Source organism: Cognatilysobacter xinjiangensis (assembly GCF_014651995.1).
Lineage (GTDB): Bacteria > Pseudomonadota > Gammaproteobacteria > Xanthomonadales > Xanthomonadaceae > Cognatilysobacter > Cognatilysobacter xinjiangensis.
In genome coordinates this window covers 147181-166637 of sequence record NZ_BMXY01000004.1, presented here as the reverse complement: position 1 = coordinate 166637, position 19457 = coordinate 147181, and the positions used below count along the sequence as shown (strand labels likewise).

Sequence of the window (19457 nt, the reverse complement as noted above, 5' to 3'; positions counted from 1 at the left end):
GATCAGAGCGCGGGCAGCAGCTCCCGCGTCAGCAGGCGGACCGTCAGCAGGTGCGGCTGGCGTTCGTCGTAGTTCGTCGTGGTGATCACCACCACGGCGCGCTTTTGAGGCAGCAGGAATACCGCATTGCCGCCCGTGCCCGCCATGGTGGGGGCGACGATGGTCGAGTCGCCCGAGGGAATCTTCATCAGCCACCACAGATAGCCGTAGTCGGCGTCCTCGCGCGCGGTCGCCTGCGGCGACAGCGAGCGGCGCACCCAGTCCTCGGGCACGAGCTGCCGGCCGTCCACGCGTCCGCCGTCGAGATACAGCTGGCCGAGCTTCCACAGATCGCGCGTGCGCAGCGCCAGCCCGCCACCGGCCTGCGCAAGACCGAGCGGCGAGTACTGCCATTGCGGCGTGTCGATGCCCAGCGGATCGAACAGGCGGCGCTGCGCATACGCCGGCAGCGGCTCGCGCACCGCGCTTTGCACCACTTCGCCGAGCGTGGTGACGCCCGCAGTGCAGTAGCGGAAGCTGCGGCCGTGCGGCGAATCCGCCGGCCGGGGCATCCACGCCGGAAAGCCCTGCACCGGCAGGTCGGCGTAGAACTGCACCCAGTCCTCGATCAGGTACATGCGCTCCTCGTTGCCGCGCGAGTACTCGTTCTCGTCGTTGCATTCGACGATGGAGGACATCGTCAGCAGGTCCCCGACGGCGATCGCGTCCTTGCGCGGATCCGGGTTGAGCATGTGGCGACGACGTGCGCGCGGCAGCACGTCGAAGACGCGTGCCGAGGCATCGGGCAGCCGCCCATCGGCTATGGCGAGCCCGGTGAGCATGCCGGCGACGGTCTTGGTCACCGAACGCGTGTCGCGGCGCGCGTCGGCGCCGCCGTCGTCGTCGTCGTCAAAGTAATGCTCGTAGACGACGCGGCCGTCCTGCGCGACCAGGATGCTGGTGATCGCCTTGTAGTCGCCCTTTTCGACCGCCAGCGTCGCGCGCTCGAACGCATCGCGGTCGGCCGCCGGCGCGGCGAAGGAAACGGCGGCCATGCACAGGCCGAGAAACGCGTTCTTCATCGAAGTCCTTCCCTGTCGGATGCGCCCACGCTAGCGCCCGCGCAGGCGCGCGTCCTGTACGCGCGAAACCTCGGCGCGACCGAGCGCGAGGCGCCGGAACGCGCCGGGGCTCATGCCGAATTCGGCGACGAACGCACGATGCAGGTGGCTGTCGTCGACGAAGCCGAGCGACGCCGCCGCGCGCGCGAGGGTGCGGCCACGCGCGATCTGCGACACCGCGCGATGCAGCCGGCGCCTGCGCAGGTAATCGCCGGGCGACACCCCGTAGCGTCGGCGGAAGGCACGCGCGAGGTAGACCGGATGGCATCCGGCGATCGCGGCGAGCTCGCCGAGGGACGGCACACCGGCGTCCTCGTCGAGCCGCTCGATCACGCGTTGCAGCTTCTCGTGCGTCGAGGCGGCAACCGGGCGTGGCCTCGCATCAGCCAGCATCTCGCCCAGCGCGGTTTCCACGACGAGCGCGGACGCGGGCTCCCAGCGCCACAGCTCGCGCAGCAGGGGCATCGCGCGCGCCAGCGACTGTCGCGGCAACCGGACCGCGTGCGACGGTGCGCCGTCGGGCCCGCACAGGCGCTCGAACGCGGGCGCCTGCATGGTGAGCGTGAGGAAGAGGCCGTCGCGCGAGCGGAAGCGGTCGCGATGCTCGATGCCCGGCGGGTTGAGGATCACCGCAGGCTCGTCGCAGACCTCGGGCATGTCGGCGGCCTCGCTGACGTAACGGCCTGCAAGCAGCACCAGCAGGTGCATGTCCGCATGGCCGTGGCGCCGGATCCCGTGCTCCGGAACCGTCGGGCGCAGCTGGGCGAGCGCGAAGTCGTCGGTGCCCTGCTGGCACAGCGTGGCGCCTTTGACGCCGATCGGGACGGCATGCGGATCGTGGCGGGACATGGCGGTCGGCGTCGATGCGGGCGCATGGAGCGTAGCGGCCGGCGCGACCAGCACGGGGCACGGTGCGACGAACGCGCGATCGCCGCGACGAAGGCCGCTGCCCGCGGATTGAACGGGCACGCGTCCCCGGTCGCCGCTTCGCGCGGGCCGCCGCGCGTCGGATCGCCGTGGCAGGCGGCGTGCCCGCCGTGCGCGACCGCGCTAACGTCGGGCGCTGGATCCCACGGGAGCGCCGCCATGGCCCACCGCAGCCGCCTCGCCGGCTTCATCATCGACTGCAATACGGACGACCTCGACGCCGCGGCGCGCTTCTGGAGCGTGGCGCTGGGCGCATCGATCGACTCGAACGACGCCAGCGACGAGACGGCCGAATACCGCAAATTCAACGACACGCCTGCCGGCCTGCACATCGAGGTACAGAAGGTGACGCATCCCTCGCGCGTGCACCTGGACATCGAGGCCGACGACATCGATGCCGAAGCCGCACGACTGGAAGCGCTGGGCGCGAAGAAGATCGCGTTCGTGAAGCGCTGGTGGGGTGATGGAGGCGCCGACGGGGCAGCGATTCTGCGTGGTGCGGATGCGCGAGGAGACGGGCCGGTCAGGGCCGAACGAATGGCCCTGAGACGGCTCCACGCGGCAGCGACGCCAGCGTGATGCCCGCGCCGCTGCGTTGCGAGGCACGAGGGTGCGCCGCGCGGCGGCGCGAATAGGCCGGCAGCGCTCGCAGCAGCATTGAAGATGCGCCGGGGCCCACGTCCATGCCGGTATCCGTATCGCCGCGAGCCGTCAGCCGCCGACCTGCGCCGATGTCCCCGCCGCGACCGCCAGCCCGCTCACCACGCCCAACGACGCATCGCCACGAACGAGGGCGGATGCCGGGAACAGCGCGGCCACCGTGCGTTGTACGTCCGGACTGCGCGACATGCCACCGGTGAGGAACACGGTATCGGGCGCGCGATCCAGCTGCGACCGAACGTTCTCCAGCAGCGTGGACAGCGCGTGCAGGTAGGGACGGGCGCTGTCGGACAGCTCGTCGCCCGTGCTCGTCACTTGCAAGCCCGGCTCGATGTAATCCAGCGACGTCGCGTGAATCGCCTGCGTGCTGAGCGCGATCTTCATGGCCTCGACGCCCTGCTGCAGGCGCACGGTCTGGCCCGGCGCCTGCAATGCCAGCATGCGCCGGCCATAGGGTTCGGGCATGTCCTCGAAGCCCCGGCGCGCGCGGAACGCCTGCTGGCGCTGCAGGTCGTGCACGGCGGCGGCCTCGTAGTAGTGGTGGACCGGCGTGCGCGTGTGGTCCTTGCCGAACAACGGCATGAAGCGGCGCATGCTCAGCGCGAGGTCGACGTCGGTGCCGCCCTGCGCGATGCCCCAGGCACCGAGGATCGCGGGCGCTGCGCGCGCACCGCCCACCTCCGCCAGCGCGACATCGGTCGTGCCGCCACCGATGTCGACCACGAGCGTGCGCTGCGCCTCATCGAGGTCGCGGTGGTAACCGAACGCGGCCGCGGCGGGCTCCTCCAGGAACGAGATGTCGTCGAAGCCCGCACCGTGCGCGGCCTCGGTCAGCAGCGCGATCGCCTGCTCGCCGCCGGCCGCGCCCATCGAACTGCGGAACTCCACCGGACGGCCGAGCACCGCGTGTCGCACCGTCGCGCCGAGCTGCTCGGACGCGGTCATGCGGATGTGTTCGAGGATGTGCAGCGCGATGCCGACCAGCACGTCGCGCGCCTGGCCGTGAAGCTTGTAGCCGAGCATCGATTTCGGCGACACCACGAGGTGGCCGTCGCCCTCGGCGAGATAGGCGTCGATCGCGGCATCGCCGTAGAGCGCGTCATGCAGTTGCGCGACCGACTGCCGGGCACGCGCGACTTCGGCCTCCAGCCAGTCCCGGCGCACGGCCAGCAGCGCGTCGCGTCGCAACTGTGATTCCGAGCGGGCGACGAACGAGGTCGTGCCGCCGGTCGCATCGCGCAGCTCGCGTGCACGCGTCGCGGCCCGCGCCTGCTCGGCGCGGCTCGCGCGCACGAGCGCGTCGACCTCCGCTTCCAGCGCGGGCGTAAGCTCGAAGCGCGCGGGGTCCGGCAACGCCTGCGGGAAATAGGCGGTGGTGCGGAACTGCCGGTCGTCGCCGAAGCGCACCAGCTGCAGTTGACCGTCGACGACGGCGCCCGCCGCCGAATAACTGGTTCCGAAATCGATGCCGATGCGCACGCGGTTCATGCCCGTACAGGGCCGCGCATTGTAGGCCGCTTGCGCTATGCGCTGGCCCGCGACCGCGCTCGATGCGAATTCGCGTTTACGTACGCGCAATGCCTACGTACTTGCCGATGGATAGCGGCTTGTGTGCGCGGATGCAGGGCCGTATCGAGACAGCGCCCGGCCGATCGCAATGCGTCGCGGGCGTGCCCTGACTCCGAACCCTCAGTACGCGAACTCGCGGAATACCGGATCGACGCTGCCGCCCCACGCGCCCTCGAACAACTCGAGCTTACGCTCGGCGGCGGTGACGCCGGACTCGACGATCTCCACCAGCGGCTCGAGGAAGATCGATTCGTCGGCGCCATGCGCATTGAGGCGCGCACGACGCTTCAGGCCCGCCGCGCTGATCTTCAATGCCTCGCGCGCCAGGTCGAGCGCGGTGCCGCCGCGGAACGGCAGCTTCAGCGCGCGCCTCGGCACGCCGTCGCGCAGGGCGTGCTGCTCCTCGATGCTGAAATCGCGCACGAGATCCCACGCGGCATCGAGCGCCGCATCGTCGTACAGCAGGCCGACCCAGAACGCGGGCAGCGCGCAGATGCGGTTCCACGGGCCGGAATCCGCGCCGCGCATCTCGAGGTATTTCTTCAGGCGCACTTCCGGGAAGGCGGTGGTGGAATGGTCCGCCCAGTCCTTGAGCGTGGGACGGAAGCCCGGACGCGCGGGCAATTTGCCTTCCATGTAATCGCGGAACGACTGCCCGCTCGCGTCGATGTATTCGCCGTCGCGGTAGACGAAGTACATCGGCACGTCGAGCAGGTAGTCGACGTAACGCTCGTAGCCGAAGCCCTCGTCGAACACGAAGTCGAGCAGGCCGGTGCGGTCGGCGTCGGTATCGGTCCAGATGTGCGAGCGGTAGGAAAGGAAGCCGTTCGGCCTGCCTTCGGTGAACGGCGAATCGGCGAAGAGCGCGGTGGCGATCGGCTGCAGCGCGAGCGAGACGCGGAACTTCTTCACCATGTCGGCTTCGGAGCCGACGTCGAGATTGACCTGCACCGTGCAGGTGCGCGTCATCATGTCGAGGCCCAAGGATCCGACCTTCGGCATGTACTCGCGCATGATCCGGTAGCGGCCCTTCGGCATCCACGGCATTTCGTCGCGGCGCCACTTGGGCTGGAAGCCCATGCCGAGGAAGCCCAGGCCCATCGGCTCGGCGACCTCGCGCACCTCGCGCAGGTGCGTGCCGGTTTCGCGGCAGGTTTCGTGGAGCGTCTCGAGCGGGGCGCCGGAGAGTTCGAGCTGGCCGGCGGGTTCGAGCGACACGGACGCGCCGTCGCGGCTCAGCGCGATCACGCGACCATGCTCCTCCACCGGCGCCCAGCCGAAGCGCGTCAGCCCTTTGAGCAGCGCCTCGATCCCGCGCTCGCCGTCGAAGGTGGGCGCGCGCAGGTCGTCGGTGCGGAAGCCGAACTTCTCGTGCTCCGTGCCGATGCGCCAGTCGGTGCGCTCCCGCACGCCGGAAGCCAGGTAGTCGACGAGCTGCGCCCGCGATCCGATCTCGACTTCCTCGACCTGGCTGGGACCGGACACGTGCACCTCGACGGAACCCGCTGTGCGGGGGGCGGCCAGTCTAGCGGCGGCGGGCGACGTCGTCCGTCGCGGCGACGCACCATCTGCGTTGCGCCGATGCGCGGGTCGGTCGTCGCGTCGGGCTTACGCGTCGAACCCGAGCCAGCCGGCGATCACGCCGCGCGCCTGTTCCACGCCCTGCTTGGACTCGCCGGAGAACACCTGCACGCTCACGCTGTCGCCGAACCGGCTGTGCATCTCGCGGCTGACCGCATGCATGGCCTGCATCTGCTGGCCGCGCCCGAGCTTGTCGGCCTTGGTCAGCAGCGCATGCGCGGGCAGGCCGCGATTGGCCGCGTAGCCGAGCATCTGCAGGTCGTAGTCCTTGAGCGGATGGCGGATGTCCATGACCACAACGAGGCCCTTGAGCGCCTCGCGGGTGGTGAAGTAGCGGTCGATGAAGGCCTGCCAGTGGGCTTGCAGGTCCTTCGGCACCTTCGCGTAGCCGTAGCCCGGCAGGTCGACGAGGAAGCGGTTGCCGGGCGCTTCGTCCCGCTTGGGTTCGAAGTCGAAGAACACCAGCTGCTGGGTGCGGCCGGGCGTCTTCGAGACGCGGGCGAGAGCGCCCTGCTGGCAGATGGCGTTGAGCGCGGTGGACTTGCCCGCGTTGGAGCGGCCGGCGAAGGCGACCTCGAAGCCGCCGTCGGGCGGCAACTGGCCGATGTTGTGCGCCGAGAGCATGTAGCGGGCGCGCTGGAAGGGGTTCGACATGGGACAAGGATCGCACGACGGGGGTCCGCAGCCGACGCGCGTTGACCCGGCCGCCGGCCGGCGCCGATAATTCCGAGGTTCCGGCGTCCTTTCGCGGCGCCTTCCCAGCAGTGTTCCCCGGAGCTTTCTCGCATGCGCCATGCCCGCGCCTATGGCCTCGCCGGCCTCGCCGCCCTCGCGGTCGCCGCCGCTGCCGTCGCCCAGACCACGGTGACCCCGGTCCCGGACCAGGCGCCCGTGCAGGTCGCGCCGCTCGCCGGCGCCGAGGAGCACGCCACCTGGGGCGACCCGAAGAAGGGCCAGTCCCTCGCCGGTGCCTGCGCCGCCTGCCACGGCCTGGACGGCAACCCGAGCGTCCCGACCTACCCGCGCATCGCCGGCATGCCGGAGCGCTACGTCGCCCAGCAGCTCGCGCTGTTCAAGAGCCATGCGCGCACCACCGGCATGGCCGCGGTGATGTACCCGATCGCCGAGCCGCTTTCGGCGCAGGACATGCGCGACCTCGGCGCGTGGTTCCAGACGCAGAAGCCCGCCGCCGGCATCGCCGACGACACGCCGATCGCCGCCGGCCCGAACGCGGGCCGCAAGTACTACGAAGTCGGCGAAGCGCTGTTCCGTGGCGGCGACAAGACGCGCGGCATCCCGGCCTGCATGGGTTGCCACGGCGCCGCCGGCCAGGGTAACCCCGGCCCAGCCTACCCGACCCTCGCCGGTCAGGAAGCCGCCTACGCCAAGCGTCGCCTCGAGGAATACCGCACGGGCACCGGCGCGCCGGCGACCTACAAGAACTTCCACATCATGGCCGCGATCGCCTCGAAGCTGACCGACGAGGAGATCGGCTCGGTGTCGAGCTACCTGCAGGGCCTGCACGACCGCGCCAACGACACCGGCGTCGAGGCCTCGTCCGCGGCCTCGCCGGTCGCCGCCGCGCCGGCGCAGGGCGCCCCTGCCGCGCCGGCGGCCACTCCGGCGGCGCCGGCCAGCGTCCCGGCGCAGACCACCGCCCCCGTGCAGCCGTCCGCCGAAGGCCAGGCCCAGCCGGGCCAGCCGTCGACGCCGACGCAGGGCTGAACTTAGCGATGCGCGGACGGTCGCATGACCGGCCGCCCGCCACGCCCGACGCCGGCCGTGCCATGCGCGGCCGGCGTTTTTCGTTTACCACCATCGAAACCCGAGCCATGACCCGACTGCTCCGACTCGCCGCCCTCCTGCTGCTCGCCATACCCACCGCCTCCATGGCCGCACCGCCCGCGCCGGCGCCGGTGGAAGGCCGCGACTACGAGCTCATCGAGGACGGCCGGCCGTTCCAGCCGACGCCGGGCAAGGTCGAGGTGGCCGAGGTGTTCGGCTACACCTGCCCGCACTGCGCGCATTTCGAGCCGGTGCTGGCGCCGTGGGTGCGCACGCTGCCGGCGCAGGCACGCTTCGTCGCCATCCCGGCCGATTTCCAGGACAGCTGGGTGCCGTACGCGCGCGCCTACTTCGCCGCGCAGGCGCTGGGCGTCGCGCAGCGCAGCCATGCCGCGATGTACGCCGCGCTGCACGACGAGCGCAGCCTCCCGACCATGGATGCGACGCCGGAGGAGATCGCGACCTTCTACCAGCGCTACGGCATCGCGCCGGCGCGCTTCGCCGCCGCCTACAAGGCGCCGGCGGTGGACGCGCAGATGAAGCGCGCGCGCGAGTTCGTGATCCGCAGCCGCATCGACGGCACGCCGTCGCTGGTCGTCGCCGGCAAGTACCGCGTCACCGCGAGCAACCGCGACGCGCAGTTGCGCACCGCGCGCTGGCTGGTCGACCGCGAGATCGCCGCCGCGGCCAAGCGCCGCTGACCCTGTTCTTTCCGGAGATTTCCGCATGAAGCTGCGCCCGGCCCTGCTCCGTTCCACCGTCCTGCTGATCGGCCTGCTCGCCCTGTCGGCCTGCGAGAAGGTGCCGCCGAAAGCGCCGGCCACCACGGCGACGCCCGCCGCCGCGCAGGACGCGCTGCGCGTCGGCGTCGACTACGCCGAGATTCCGAACGGCGCGCCGTTCGAGCCGCAGGCGGGCACCGTCGAGGTGATCGAGGTGTTCGGCTACACCTGCCCGCACTGCGCCCACTTCGAGCCGCTGCTGGGCGCCTGGTCGGCGCGCCAGCCGGCGGACGTGCGCGTGCTGCCGATCCCGGCGCCGTTCGGCGGTGCGTGGACGCCGTACGCAAAGGCATTCTATGCGGCCGAAGCCACCGGCGTGCTCGATAAGAGCCACGACGAGGTGTTCCGCGCGCTGCACGAGGCGCACACCCTTCCGGGCCAGCCCACCGTCGCCAGCAATGCGCAGCTCGCGCAGTTCTACGCGCGCTTCGGCGTCGACGCGGCCGACTTCGCGCGGCGCATGGACAGCGCGGAAGTCGCCGCCAAGCTCGCGCGCGCCGAGGCCTTCATCGAGCGCTCGGGCGTCGACAGCACGCCCACGCTCGTCGTCAACGGCAAGTACCGGGTGCTCGGCCAGTCCTTCGAGGACATGCTGCGCATCGCCGACGCGCTGGTGGCGCGCGAGCGCACCGCGCGCTGACGTCGAAACGGCGTCGTCAACCGCCGCGCGGCCCGCGGCTATGCTGTTCCCATCGACCGGCGGACGCATGTCCGCCGCTTCCGTCCAGGAGATCGTCCCGATGCTGATCCGTCCTTCCCTGCGCCTGGCCTTCGTGCTCGCGCTCGCCCTCGGCGGCACCGCCTGCAGCCGCGGCGACGACGCCGCCACGACCGCCGCGACGACTGAGCCCGCCACCGCGGCCGCGCCGGCCGACGCCGCCACGACGCCGGCCGCGCCGAGCGAGGTGCCGGCCGAGGAACCGCGCCAGCCCGGCCCGATCGTGCCGCCGCAGGGCCCCGCGCCGGTGCTCGGCCAGGACTACGAGGAAATCCCGGGTGGCACGCCGTGGCGCGCCGAGCCGGGCAAGATCGAGGTGGTCGAGGTGTTCGGCTACGTTTGCCCGGCCTGCGCGCGCTTCGCGCCGGTGGTCGAGGCCTGGCATTCCAAGCTGCCGGCCGATGTCGCCTTCCGCTACGTCGCCGCGCCGTTCGGCCCCGAGTGGGACCCCTACGCCAAGGCCTTCTACGTGGCCGAGCAGCAGGGCCTGGTCGGCCGCACGCACATGCCGCTGATCGACGCGATCCATGTCAAGGACAGCATGCCGGGCGAGGGCGACGGCCCCGACGAGCAGAAGATCGCGAATTTCTACGCCCAGTACGGTGCGAACGCGCAGCAGTTCCTCGCCGCGATGAACAGCTTCGCGGTGGCGACCAAGGTCAACCAGGGCCGCCAGTGGATGCAGAAGGCGGGCGTCACCGGCACGCCGACGATGATCGTCAATGGCAAGTACCGCGTTACCGGCGGCCAGACCTACGACGACGTGCTGCGCATCGCCGACCACCTGATCGCCCGCGAGCGCGCGGCGATGGGTGGCGCGTCCACGGGCGCACCGGCGGCGCCGGCCACCGGCAACGGCGGCTGACAGCGCGCGGGCGGACGTGGGCCATCGTCGCCTCAAGCTGCTGAGCGCGAACATCCAGGCGGGCTCGAGCACGCGCGGCTATCACGACTACGTCGCCCGCAGCTGGTCGCACGTGCTGCCGATGGGCGACAAGCGCGGCAGCCTCGACGCCATCGCGCGACTGGCCGGCGAGTACGACGTCGTCGGCCTCAACGAGAGCGACCCGGGCAGCCTCCGCTCGGGCTTCACCAACCAGACCCACTACCTCGCCCAGCGTGCCGGCTTCGCGTACTGGAGCCACCAGCCGAACCGGCGCGTGGGCGGGGTGGCGTCGAGCGCGAACGGGCTGCTGAGCAAGATCGAGCCCAGCGAGGTCGTGGTGCATTCGCTGCCCGGCCGGGTGAAAGGCCGCGGCGTGATGGTGGCGCGCTTCGGCCAGTGCGCGACGCCGCTGACGGTGGCCGTCGCGCATCTTTCGCTCGGCGCCGGCTCGCGGCTCGCGCAACTGGGCTTCATCGCCGAGGTGCTGGCCGACGACCCGCATGCGGTGCTGATGGGCGACTTCAACTGCACCGTCGAGCAGCCGGAGATGGACGTGCTGTTCAAGCGCACGCGCCTGCAGCCGCCCGATCACCGCATCGCCACCTTCCCGAGCTGGGCGCCGCAGCGCGCCATCGACCACATTCTGGTCGGTGACGGCCTCAACGCGGTGCATTTCCGCGCGTTTCCGGCCGCGTTCTCCGACCATCTCGCGCTCGCGCTCGACCTCGACGTGCCCGAGCGCTGCCTCCTGTAACGACGTCGCACCGCGACGCGAGAAGTTGTCATGACCGATCTGCCGCCCTGCCCCACCTGCGCGTCCGCGCTCACCTACAACGACGGCGCGCTGCTCGTCTGCCCCGAATGCGGGCACGAGTGGACGCCGGGCGAGGCCACCGCCGAGGACGCGCCGCGCGTGCATCGCGACGCGGTCGGCAACGTGCTGGCCGACGGCGACTCGGTCACCGTGATCAAGGACCTCAAGGTCAAGGGCGCGAGTGGCCCGCTCAAGGCCGGCACCAAGGTGCGCGGCATCCGGCTGGTCGACGAGGACCACGACATCGACTGCAGGATCGACGGCTTCGGCGCGATGAAGCTGAAATCGGAGTTCGTGCGCAAGGCCTGAGGCTGCGGCGTCGGTCGCGCATCGTGTCAATGCGCGCCGGCACTTCATCACAACGGCGAACGGCCACCGACGCGGGACCCGCGCGACGGCGGCGCCATCAGTCCTCGCGGCGCGTCGCGGCCTCGACGCGGCGGCGCAGCTCGTCGTCGGCGAACACGTCGCGCAGCAGCTTCAACGCATGCTCCAGCCGCGGGCTGTCGGCCAGGCGCATGCGCTCGATCCAGCGCCTGGACGGCGTGTAGTCGCCGAGGTCGATGCCCGTGGCCTGACGGATCTCCTCGAGCTTGCGCAGGCCCTGCTGCAGGCGCTCCCGCTCGCGACGCAACTGCGGATCGCCGTCGGCGGCTTCCTCGCGCACGCGCTGCTGGCGCTCGAACTCGCGGCGATGGTGCGAGGCGATCGCCGCGAGGTCGTCGGCGTCGAACTTCGCGCGGGCGCGCATGAACGAGGCGAGGAATGCGCGCGGCATCGGCTCGGGCTCGCGCGTGGCCGGCACCACGCGGCGATGGATCACGCCGCCGGCGCGCAGCTCCCACAGCCCCCAGCCCAGCGGCAGCTCGCCTTCCTTCACCACGCCCGGCGCGGCGAACACGCACCAGCGGTCGCAGTAGCGCGCGATGCGATCGGCCTTGGCCGGGTTCTTCAGCTCCGCCAGCCAGTCGCCGCGCGCGCACTTGAACTCGAAGCCGGTGAGCTCGAAACCACGCGAGGCATGCAGCGACATCACCACCGCATCCGCGCGCGAGCCGTGCACGCTACCGGTGGCCTCGCGCACCTCGTACACGGTGACGAACTCGTCGGCCGGATGCGCGAGCTTCAGGGCGACGCAGAGGTCGTGGGCGGTGATCTTGCTATCGCTCATCGGCGAAGCGTCGACGGGAACGGCGGACACGGCTATCTCGACGGGCGGGGCGTCGAGCCAGTGTGGCGGCGGCGCGTCTCAGCTGCGGCGACGGACGTTCAGGCAGTCGCCGGGGCCGGCGCCTCGACGCGCGCCAGCGGCAGCACCAGGCGCATGGTCGTGCCCTCGCCGGGCACGCTGTCGATGTCGAGCCGGCCACCGGCCGATTCCATGATGCGGCGGCAGGACAGCAGGCCGAGGCCGGTACCGCCGGCCTTGGTGGTGAAGAACGGGGTGAACAGGCGCGCCATCACTTCCGGCGGGATGCCGCAGCCCGTGTCACGCACCTCGATGCCGGCGAAGTCGCCCGCGAGGTCGTCGCTGACGTCCACCGCGAGCGACAGGCTGCCGGCGTCCTGCCCCTCCATTGCCTGCAGCGAGTTGAGGCAGAGGTTGAGCAGGCACTGCTGCAGCGCGGTCGCGCCGACGGCCACGCGCAGGCCGGATTCGATCGTCGGGAACCCCAGACGCACGCCTCGCGGCACGGAGCCGGCGAGCAGGATCCGAACGCTGCCGAGCACCTCGGCGAGGTCGGCCTGCGCCGGTTCCTGCACCCGGCCGCGCGCGTAGTCGACCATCGCCTGCGCGAGGTCGTGGCCGCGCCGTGCGGCTTCCTCGATCACGTCGGCGGCGCGCAGCGCGGTGGCGCGGTCGTCCTTGGCACGCAGGAGGTGCGGCAGCAGCGCGAGCGGCTGCAGCACGTTGCGCAGGTCGTGGCTGAGGCCTGCGACCAGCAGCGCCAGGGCTTCATTGCGCTGCGCGTGCAACAGTTCGCGCTCCACGCGCTCGCGTTCGGCGCGCGCTTCGGCCTCGCGCACCGCGCGCTGCAGCGCGCTGCACAGGCGTTGCGGGTTCTGCTTGAGTACGTAGTCGGTCGCGCCCTGCTGCAGCGCGAGCACCGCGGCGTCCTCGCCCATCGCGCCGGACAGGAAAACGAGCGGCAGCCGCGGCGCCTGCTCGAGCACGATGCGCAGCGCCTGCTCGCCGGAGAAGCCGGGCAGGTCCGAGTCGGCTAGCACCACGTCCGGCAGCGGGCCGGCGAGCGCCGCGCGCAGCGATGCTTCGTCGTCCACGCGCTCGTAGGTATGCGCGAGGCCGCCGTCCTCCAGCACCGACGAGAACAGCTCGGCGTCCTCGGCCGAGTCCTCTACCCACAGGATGCGCAGCGCGCGGTCCATGGTCAGGCGGTCTTCTCCGGCGCCTCGTTGAACACGGCCCAGAACTGGCCGAGCGTGCGCACCGCGATGAAGAACTGCTCGACGTCCACAGGCTTGACCACGTACGCGTTCACGCCGAGGTTCCAGCTTCGGGCGAGGTCGTTCTCCTCGCGCGAGGATGACAGGATCACCACCGGCAGCGTCTTGAAGCGCTCGTCCTCGCGGATCGTGCGGAGCACTTCCAGGCCGTCCATGCGCGGCATCTTGATGTCGAGCAGCAGCACGGCCGGCAGCTCGTCCGGGCGATCGGCGAACGCGCCGCGGCGGTAGAGGAAATCGAGTGCCTCGATGCCGTCCTCGACGTGCGCGATCGGGTTGGCGAGGTTCGCCTCGCGCAGCGCGTCGAGCGCCATTTCGGCGTCGGCGGGGCTGTCTTCGGCGAGCAGGATGGTGCGGAGTCGGTTCATGCAGGTTCCCCGGTGAGTCGTGCCGGCGCGTCGAGCAGCTCCGGCAACGTGAAGTGGAAAGTGGCGCCGCGATCGGGCTCGGCCTCGGCCCAGACCTGACCGTCGTGGCGCGCCAGCACGCGGCGCACGCTTGCAAGGCCGATGCCCGTGCCCGGGTATTCGCTGGCCTTGTGCAGGCGCTGGAACACGCCGAACAGCTTGGAGGCGTAAGCCATGTCGAAGCCGGCGCCATTGTCGCGCACGCTGAAATGGTGCGCACCGTCGGCGCCGCGCTCGTGGCCGACGTGGATCACGGGCGGGTCGCGATGGCCGCTGTACTTGATCGCATTGCCGAGCAGGTTCTGCCAGGCCTGCCGCATCATGTTCTCGTCGGCCACCACCACCGGCAGCGGCGCGATGTGCCACTCGATCGGGCGCGCGTCGGGCTGCTCGTTGGCGCGGGTGGCATCGAACATCGCGCGCAGGTCCGCGACCATCGACTGCATGTCCACCGCCTGCAGGCGGATCGCGTTGCGGCCGAGGCGGCTGTAGACCAGAAGGTCGTCGATCAGCGCACCCATGCGGCGCGCGGAATCGGAGATCACGCGCAGATAGTGCTGCGTTTTCTCGTCGGCGCCGTCGCCGATGTGGCGGCCGAGCTTGTCGGCGAAGCCGGCGATGTGGCGCAGCGGCGCGCGCAGGTCGTGCGAGACGGAGTAGCTGAAGGCCTCCAGCTCGCGGTTGACCTCCGACACCTGCCCCACCTTGCCCTCGAGCTGGCGGTTGAGCTCGCGAACCTGTTCTTCCGACGCCTTGCGCGCGGTCAGGTCGCTGGCGGTCAGCAGCACGCCGGCGTCGCTGCCCTCGGAGCCGGGCATGCGCACCGCATTGACCACCATGTGCCGCGTCTGCCCGTCGGTGACCTGGGTGAGCTCGTAGTCCCAGAGCTCGCGGCCTCGCGTGGCGACGTCGCGCAGGCGCTGCTGGAACACCGGGTCGGCCCAGGCACCCTGGCCGACCTCGGCGATCGGGCGCGGTGCCATCTCGCCGGGCTCGACGTCGTAGAGCGTGCCGAACGCCTCGTTGGCCAGCACCAGCGACTGGTCCGCGTCGAGCAGCGCGATCGGTTCGCGCACGGCCTGCAGGATGGCCTGCGCACGCTCGGCGGACGCGCGGCTCGCGCGTTCGTTGGCAACGCGGCGATCGGTCTCGCGCTTCCACAGCAGCACGATCACCGCCAGCAGCACCAGCTGGCCCAGCGCGACCGCCGCCGAGGTCCACTGCGCGCGCTCGCGCTCGCGCGAGGCGGCGACGTCGCGCGCGGCCGCCAGGCGCGTTTCTTCCGCGATGACCTCGTTGGCGAGGCTGCGCACCGGCGAGCGCTCGACCATCTCGCGGCCCATCTCGGTCATGCGCCGCGGATCCGGCGCGTCGGCGATCGCCTTGCCCATCGCCAGGCGCTGCTCGATGCGATCGCGCAGCTTGCCCACGCGCACCTGCTGGTCCGGGTTGTCGCGGGTCAGCGCCTGCAGGCGGTCGAGGTCGTCGGGCGCGCGCTCGATCGCGTCGCGCAGGCGCTCGCGAACAAGCGGCACGTCGGTGCCGACGACGAGCGCCAGCGCCGCCGATTCGGCGTCGCGCAGGTCGGTGACCACCGTGCGCGCGGCGCCTTCCACCTGGTAGGTATGGGCCAGCCAGCGCGCGGCGTCGTAGCTCGCCCGGTTCAGCGAACGCTGCAGCAGGAACGGGGCGAGGACGATCGCGGCGATGCCGGCGAGGACGAGCCCGATGCGCAGGTTCGTCGACGGATTCAGGGGCATGGGCCGGTGACGGATCCGGGAGGGGCGCCGATGTTAGCCGGTCGCCCGTAGCGCCGCTGTCACGCCCGCTTGACGCCGGCCGCGCTAGCCGCCGTCGACAGGACGGCCGGCTACGGTGCCGGCCGTCCCGATGTCGCAGGTCAGAAACGCAGGTCCGCGCGCAGGTACCAGAAGCCGCCGCCGGGGATGTCGTAGGTCGAGCCGTCGAAGCTGTTGAGGTTGCAGGACAGGCAGACCGGCGGGTCCTTGCCGAACACGTTGTTGACGCCCGCGGTGAGCTGCAGCCCGCGCAGCCAGTCGGCCTTGTAGCCCACCTGCACGTCGTGGAACGTGGTCGCGCCGAGGCGGTTCTGGCCGACCACCGGCGTGTCCTGGCAGGCCGGCAGGCCGGTGGCGTCGCCGCAGCTCTCGACCAGCTCGCCGATGTGGCGCGCCGTCCACGACGCGTTCCACGGCCCACGCCGCCATTCCAGGATCGCGTTCGACGTCCACTGCGGAATCGAGCGCGTGACCGGGTCGCTGACCAGCCGCCCGACCTCCAGCGGCTGGCGTGAGCCGTCGGCGCCCTCGGCCTCGTAGCGGCCGACGATCGTGTTCTGCCACAGCACGCGGAACGTGCCGACGCTCGTTTCCGGCAGCGCCCAGGTCAGGTCGACGTCCCAGCCGTCGGTCTTGATGACGTTGAAGTTGGCCAGACGGTTGTCGAACGTCTCGATCTGCCGCGTCGACGCGTTGCGGGTGATGCCGCTGCAGTACTGCGGGTCCAGCGTCGCCACGCAGAGATCGAGTTGCGTCTGCGGATCCGGTGCCGCGATCGCGCCTTCGATGGTGTGGCGGTAGAACGTGGCTTCCAGGTCGACGCGCTGCGCGAACGCGGTGTTCTCGAGGATCGACGGCGTCCACACGAAACCGGCCGAGAAGCTGCGCGAATGCTCGGGCTGCAGTGCGGTATTGCCGCCCGTCTCCACGCCGATCTGCGGGTCGAACTGGTTCACGCCGGCCGGCACGCCCAGCACGGTGCAGTTCGCCGCGTTCGCGGCCCAGTTCGCGCCCAGGCAGGGGTCGACGATGTTGGCGTCGAAGCGCGTGCCGAGGCCATAGAGCTCGCCGATGGTCGGTGCGCGGAAGCCTTCGGCGAAGGTCGTGCGCAGCACCAGCTCGTCGGCAATCTGCCAGCGCAGGCCGTACTTGGGAACGAACTCGCTGCCGAAGGTGGAGTAGCGCGAATAGCGACCGGCGACGTTGAAGTCGAGCTTGGTGCCGCCGTGCGCGGGCCCGAGCAGCGGCACGTTGAATTCGACGTAGAGCTCGTTGACGTTGTAGGCGCCCGCGGTGGGCAACGACGGCACGCCGTTGTACTCGCCGCGCACGGTGGCGGGGTCGGGGTCGTACGAGCCCTCGTAGCGTCGGAACTCGTAGCCGGTCGCGAACGACAGCGGGCCGTCGGGCATGTCGAACAGGTCGCCGGTAACGTTCGCGCTGAACACGCCGAGCCGGTTCTCGCTGCGGTCGCGGAAGGTGGGGCTGATGTAGGCGAGCATCTCCTGCGTGATCGTCCCGAAGCCGAAGATGTCCAGCGGCGTGCAGCCCGGCGTCGCCGCGCAGATGGAGGGATCGCCCAGTGCGGTGACGATGTTGCGGATGTTGTAGCTGCCGAAGTTGTCCTGCTTCGCGCGGTTGATCGAGTAGGCGACGTTCGCGTCCCACGACCAGCGGCGCTCGCCCACGTCGAACGCGCCCTCGACGCCGGTGCCCAAGTACGCGGTATCGACGTTCTGCTCGAACACGCGCGGCCCGCCTTCCACCGGGCGGCGGCGGATGGTCTGGATGTTGCTTGCATCGAGCTGGATGCCGAAAGGGTTGAACGGATGATTGGCCGGGATCACCACGTTCGACGCGTAATCGGTGCCGCTGCCGGGGCCGAGGTCGATGGGCTCGGGCGCCGCCTGATTGGTCGACTCGCGCCGGTTGAGCAGCGCCTTCGCGTACCAGCTTGCGTTTTCCGAGAGATCGATGCGCACCTGCCCGAACAGTCCGGCGCGACGGTTCGGCGTGATCACCAGGTTGTAGGGCGCGTAGTTGAACGCGTCGGTAGCGAAGTCGAAGCAGTGGAAGCCGTCGCTGCGCGGCGCCGGGCAGCCGGGCTGGCCCGGCACGTAGACAGGATTGCCGAGCCCCGCATTGGACGTGAGGTCGTACGTCTCGCCGTTGCGCGGATCGGTGAACACGAAGCGTCCGCCCGGCGTGCGCGAGCTGCCGAGCTCGACGCCGGTGCCGTAGACCGGCTCGCGGGTGCGGTCGCGGTCGGACGACTTCACCCCGCGCTGGTCCTGGACGCTCGCGCCGAGGAACCAGCTCGCGCGCTCGTTCGCGCCGCCCCAGGCGATGTCGACGCCGGCATCGCGCCCGTCGCCCGCGGTGTACTGCCCGTAGTTGAGGCTGAGCTGCGCGCCGTCGAACTTGCGCCGCGTGATCACGTTGACCACGCCGGCGATCGCATCGGAGCCGTACAGCGAGGAGGCGCCGTCCTCCAGCACTTCGATGCGTTCGACCACCGCGAGCGGGATGGTGTTGAGGTCGACCGCCGCGCCCACGCCGGAGGCGGACGACTCGTTGACCCAACGCATGCCATCGACCAGCACCAGCGTGCGCTTGGTGCCGAGGTGGCGCAGGTTGACGGTGGTCGCGCCCGCGCCGGTGCCGCCGCCGTCGGCCGGAAAGCCGTCGTTGCCCGACGCGTTGCGCGTGCGGTTGAAGCCCGAGCCGGCGCCGGTGATTTCCTGGATGACGTCGCCGAGCGAGGACAGCCCGGTGCGTTCGATGTCCTCGCGGGTGATGGTCTGCACCGGCACCTGCGTTTCCACTTCGGCGCGTCGGATGCGCGAGCCGGTGACGGTGACGATGTCGAGCTGTCGGGCGGACGTGCCCGGCTCGGCGTCCTGTGCGGCCGCGAGGCCGGGGGTGGCGAGGACGAGGGACAGTTGAACGGCTTTCGCCAGCGCGTCATGGCGCAATGCTTTCATCGCTTCTCTCTCCATAAGAAATGCACAAGCAGGCCCCGCCGCTCGATTTCCCGCGGCGTGTCCCGGTTGTAGTCCGTCCATGCAGCGGCCACAAGCGTGCAGGCGTATGCGCGCCCGTACGTGCCGACGGCCGGTGTCAGCCCTCCAGCAGCAGTGACACCGCCACGGCGACGAGGAACAGCGCGAACACCCGCTTGAGCTGCGGGCCGCTGATGCGATGCGCGAGCCGCGTGCCATACGGCGCCGCGAGCACCGATGCGGCCGCCACGCCCAGCGCCGCCGGCAGGTAGACGTAGCCGATCGAATGCGCGGCCAGGCCGCCCGGCGGCCGGTGCAGCATGTAGCCCAGCGCGCTGCCGATGCCGATCGCCACGCCGCAGGCGGAGGACGTCGCCACCGCGCGCACCGGCGCCACGCCGCGCCAGACCAGCAGCGGCACGGTCATGCTGCCGCCGCCGATGCCCACCAGCGCCGAGACGACGCCGATGCCGCCGCCCGCCGCCGTCATCAGCGGCCCGCGCGGCACCACGTCGCCCGCGCCCGGATGCGGCTTCGAGAACAGCAACTGCGCCGCGGCGATCAGGCAGTAGCCGGCCACGCCCAGGCGCAGCACATCGCCCGGGATCCCCACCGCGATGCCGCTGCCGAACGCACCGCCCGCCAGCAGCCCCGGCACCATCCAGGCGGCCGTCGACCACAGCACCGCGCCGCGTTTGGCGTGCGAGCGCGCCGATGCCGCGGCGGTCAGCACGATGCTGGCCAGCGAGCTCGCGAGCGCGGCATGCATCGCCGACTCGGCCGGGATGCCCATGCGCGGCAGCAGCCACGCGAGCGCCGCCACCAGCACCAGCCCGCCGCCTACGCCCAGCAGCCCCGCGAGCACGCCGGCGACGATGCCCAGCAGCGGAAACAGCAGCCATTCGATGGGCATCGCGGGTCCTCGCGCAAAGCGCGCAGACTGCCTTCCAGCGCGTCCGCT

At 71.2% G+C, this 19457-nt stretch carries 16 protein-coding genes and 2 pseudogenes; 7 read left to right on the top strand and 11 right to left on the bottom strand.

Features of this window, described 5'->3' with window-relative positions; all coding sequences use genetic code 11:
- Positions 1 to 2: 2 nt before the first annotated feature.
- Together IE066_RS13170 and IE066_RS13165 are read right to left on the bottom strand one after the other, a co-directional pair.
- Positions 3 to 1061, bottom strand: coding sequence for a serine hydrolase domain-containing protein (locus IE066_RS13170; RefSeq protein ID WP_189450669.1), 1059 nt, complete (start codon positions 1059 to 1061; stop codon positions 3 to 5).
- Between the two features lie 30 nt (positions 1062 to 1091).
- Positions 1092 to 1949, bottom strand: coding sequence for an AraC family transcriptional regulator (locus tag IE066_RS13165; RefSeq protein WP_189450667.1), 858 nt, complete (start codon positions 1947 to 1949; stop codon positions 1092 to 1094).
- Positions 1950 to 2186: 237 nt separating this feature from the next.
- On the opposite strand from IE066_RS13165, the pseudogene IE066_RS13160 reads away from it, so the two are divergent.
- Positions 2187 to 2574, top strand: a pseudogene (locus tag IE066_RS13160) (VOC family protein).
- A gap of 164 nt (positions 2575 to 2738) precedes the next feature.
- Here the strand turns inward: IE066_RS13160 and IE066_RS13155 are convergent.
- From IE066_RS13155 to yihA, 3 genes are all read right to left on the bottom strand, one after another.
- Positions 2739 to 4166: an Hsp70 family protein gene (locus tag IE066_RS13155; RefSeq protein WP_189450901.1), complete on the bottom strand. Its 1428-nt coding sequence runs from the start codon at positions 4164 to 4166 to the stop codon at positions 2739 to 2741.
- Positions 4167 to 4376: 210 nt separating this feature from the next.
- Positions 4377 to 5741, bottom strand: coding sequence for a glutamate--cysteine ligase (locus tag IE066_RS13150; RefSeq protein WP_189450665.1), 1365 nt, complete (start codon positions 5739 to 5741; stop codon positions 4377 to 4379).
- Between the two features lie 123 nt (positions 5742 to 5864).
- Positions 5865 to 6491, bottom strand: a complete 627-nt coding sequence (gene yihA / locus IE066_RS13145; protein ID WP_189450663.1) for a ribosome biogenesis GTP-binding protein YihA/YsxC — start codon at positions 6489 to 6491, stop codon at positions 5865 to 5867.
- A 132-nt stretch (positions 6492 to 6623) separates the two neighbouring features.
- Between yihA and IE066_RS13140 the strand changes: the two are divergent.
- From IE066_RS13140 to IE066_RS13115, 6 genes and pseudogenes are all read left to right on the top strand, one after another.
- Positions 6624 to 7430 (top strand): annotated as a pseudogene (locus IE066_RS13140) (c-type cytochrome); the annotation flags it as partial.
- 239 nt (positions 7431 to 7669) lie between these two features.
- Complete coding sequence (locus IE066_RS13135; protein ID WP_189450659.1) at positions 7670 to 8323, top strand: thiol:disulfide interchange protein DsbA/DsbL; 654 nt, start codon at positions 7670 to 7672, stop codon at positions 8321 to 8323.
- A gap of 25 nt (positions 8324 to 8348) precedes the next feature.
- Positions 8349 to 9044 (top strand): thiol:disulfide interchange protein DsbA/DsbL, encoded by a 696-nt coding sequence (locus IE066_RS13130; protein WP_189450656.1) that lies wholly within the window; start codon positions 8349 to 8351, stop codon positions 9042 to 9044.
- Between the two features lie 67 nt (positions 9045 to 9111).
- Positions 9112 to 9987 (top strand): thiol:disulfide interchange protein DsbA/DsbL, encoded by an 876-nt coding sequence (locus tag IE066_RS13125; protein WP_229790816.1) that lies wholly within the window; start codon positions 9112 to 9114, stop codon positions 9985 to 9987.
- 37 nt (positions 9988 to 10024) lie between these two features.
- Entirely contained in the window at positions 10025 to 10762 is a 738-nt protein-coding gene (locus tag IE066_RS13120) for an endonuclease/exonuclease/phosphatase family protein (RefSeq protein WP_189450896.1), read from the top strand.
- Between the two features lie 30 nt (positions 10763 to 10792).
- Complete coding sequence (locus IE066_RS13115; RefSeq protein ID WP_189450654.1) at positions 10793 to 11131, top strand: zinc ribbon domain-containing protein YjdM; 339 nt, start codon at positions 10793 to 10795, stop codon at positions 11129 to 11131.
- 97 nt (positions 11132 to 11228) lie between these two features.
- Here IE066_RS13115 and IE066_RS13110 read toward each other — a convergent pair whose 3' ends face one another.
- The 6 genes from IE066_RS13110 to IE066_RS13085 form a co-directional block, all read right to left on the bottom strand.
- On the bottom strand, positions 11229 to 11993 hold the full coding sequence (locus tag IE066_RS13110; RefSeq protein ID WP_189450652.1) for a hypothetical protein: 765 nt from the start codon (positions 11991 to 11993) through the stop codon (positions 11229 to 11231).
- A gap of 98 nt (positions 11994 to 12091) precedes the next feature.
- The gene (locus IE066_RS13105) at positions 12092 to 13210 is read right to left on the bottom strand and encodes a response regulator (protein ID WP_189450650.1); all 1119 of its coding nucleotides are present in this window, start codon (positions 13208 to 13210) and stop codon (positions 12092 to 12094) included.
- A 2-nt stretch (positions 13211 to 13212) separates the two neighbouring features.
- Positions 13213 to 13656, bottom strand: coding sequence for a response regulator (locus IE066_RS13100; RefSeq protein WP_189450648.1), 444 nt, complete (start codon positions 13654 to 13656; stop codon positions 13213 to 13215).
- On the bottom strand, positions 13653 to 15455 hold the full coding sequence (locus tag IE066_RS13095; protein WP_189450646.1) for a sensor histidine kinase: 1803 nt from the start codon (positions 15453 to 15455) through the stop codon (positions 13653 to 13655). Before IE066_RS13095 ends, IE066_RS13100 begins: the two co-directional genes overlap by 4 nt.
- 140 nt (positions 15456 to 15595) lie before the next feature.
- Entirely contained in the window at positions 15596 to 18478 is a 2883-nt protein-coding gene (locus IE066_RS13090; RefSeq protein ID WP_189450644.1) for a TonB-dependent receptor plug domain-containing protein, read from the bottom strand.
- A 136-nt stretch (positions 18479 to 18614) separates the two neighbouring features.
- Positions 18615 to 19409 (bottom strand): sulfite exporter TauE/SafE family protein, encoded by a 795-nt coding sequence (locus tag IE066_RS13085; protein WP_189450642.1) that lies wholly within the window; start codon positions 19407 to 19409, stop codon positions 18615 to 18617.
- Positions 19410 to 19457: the final 48 nt, after the last annotated feature.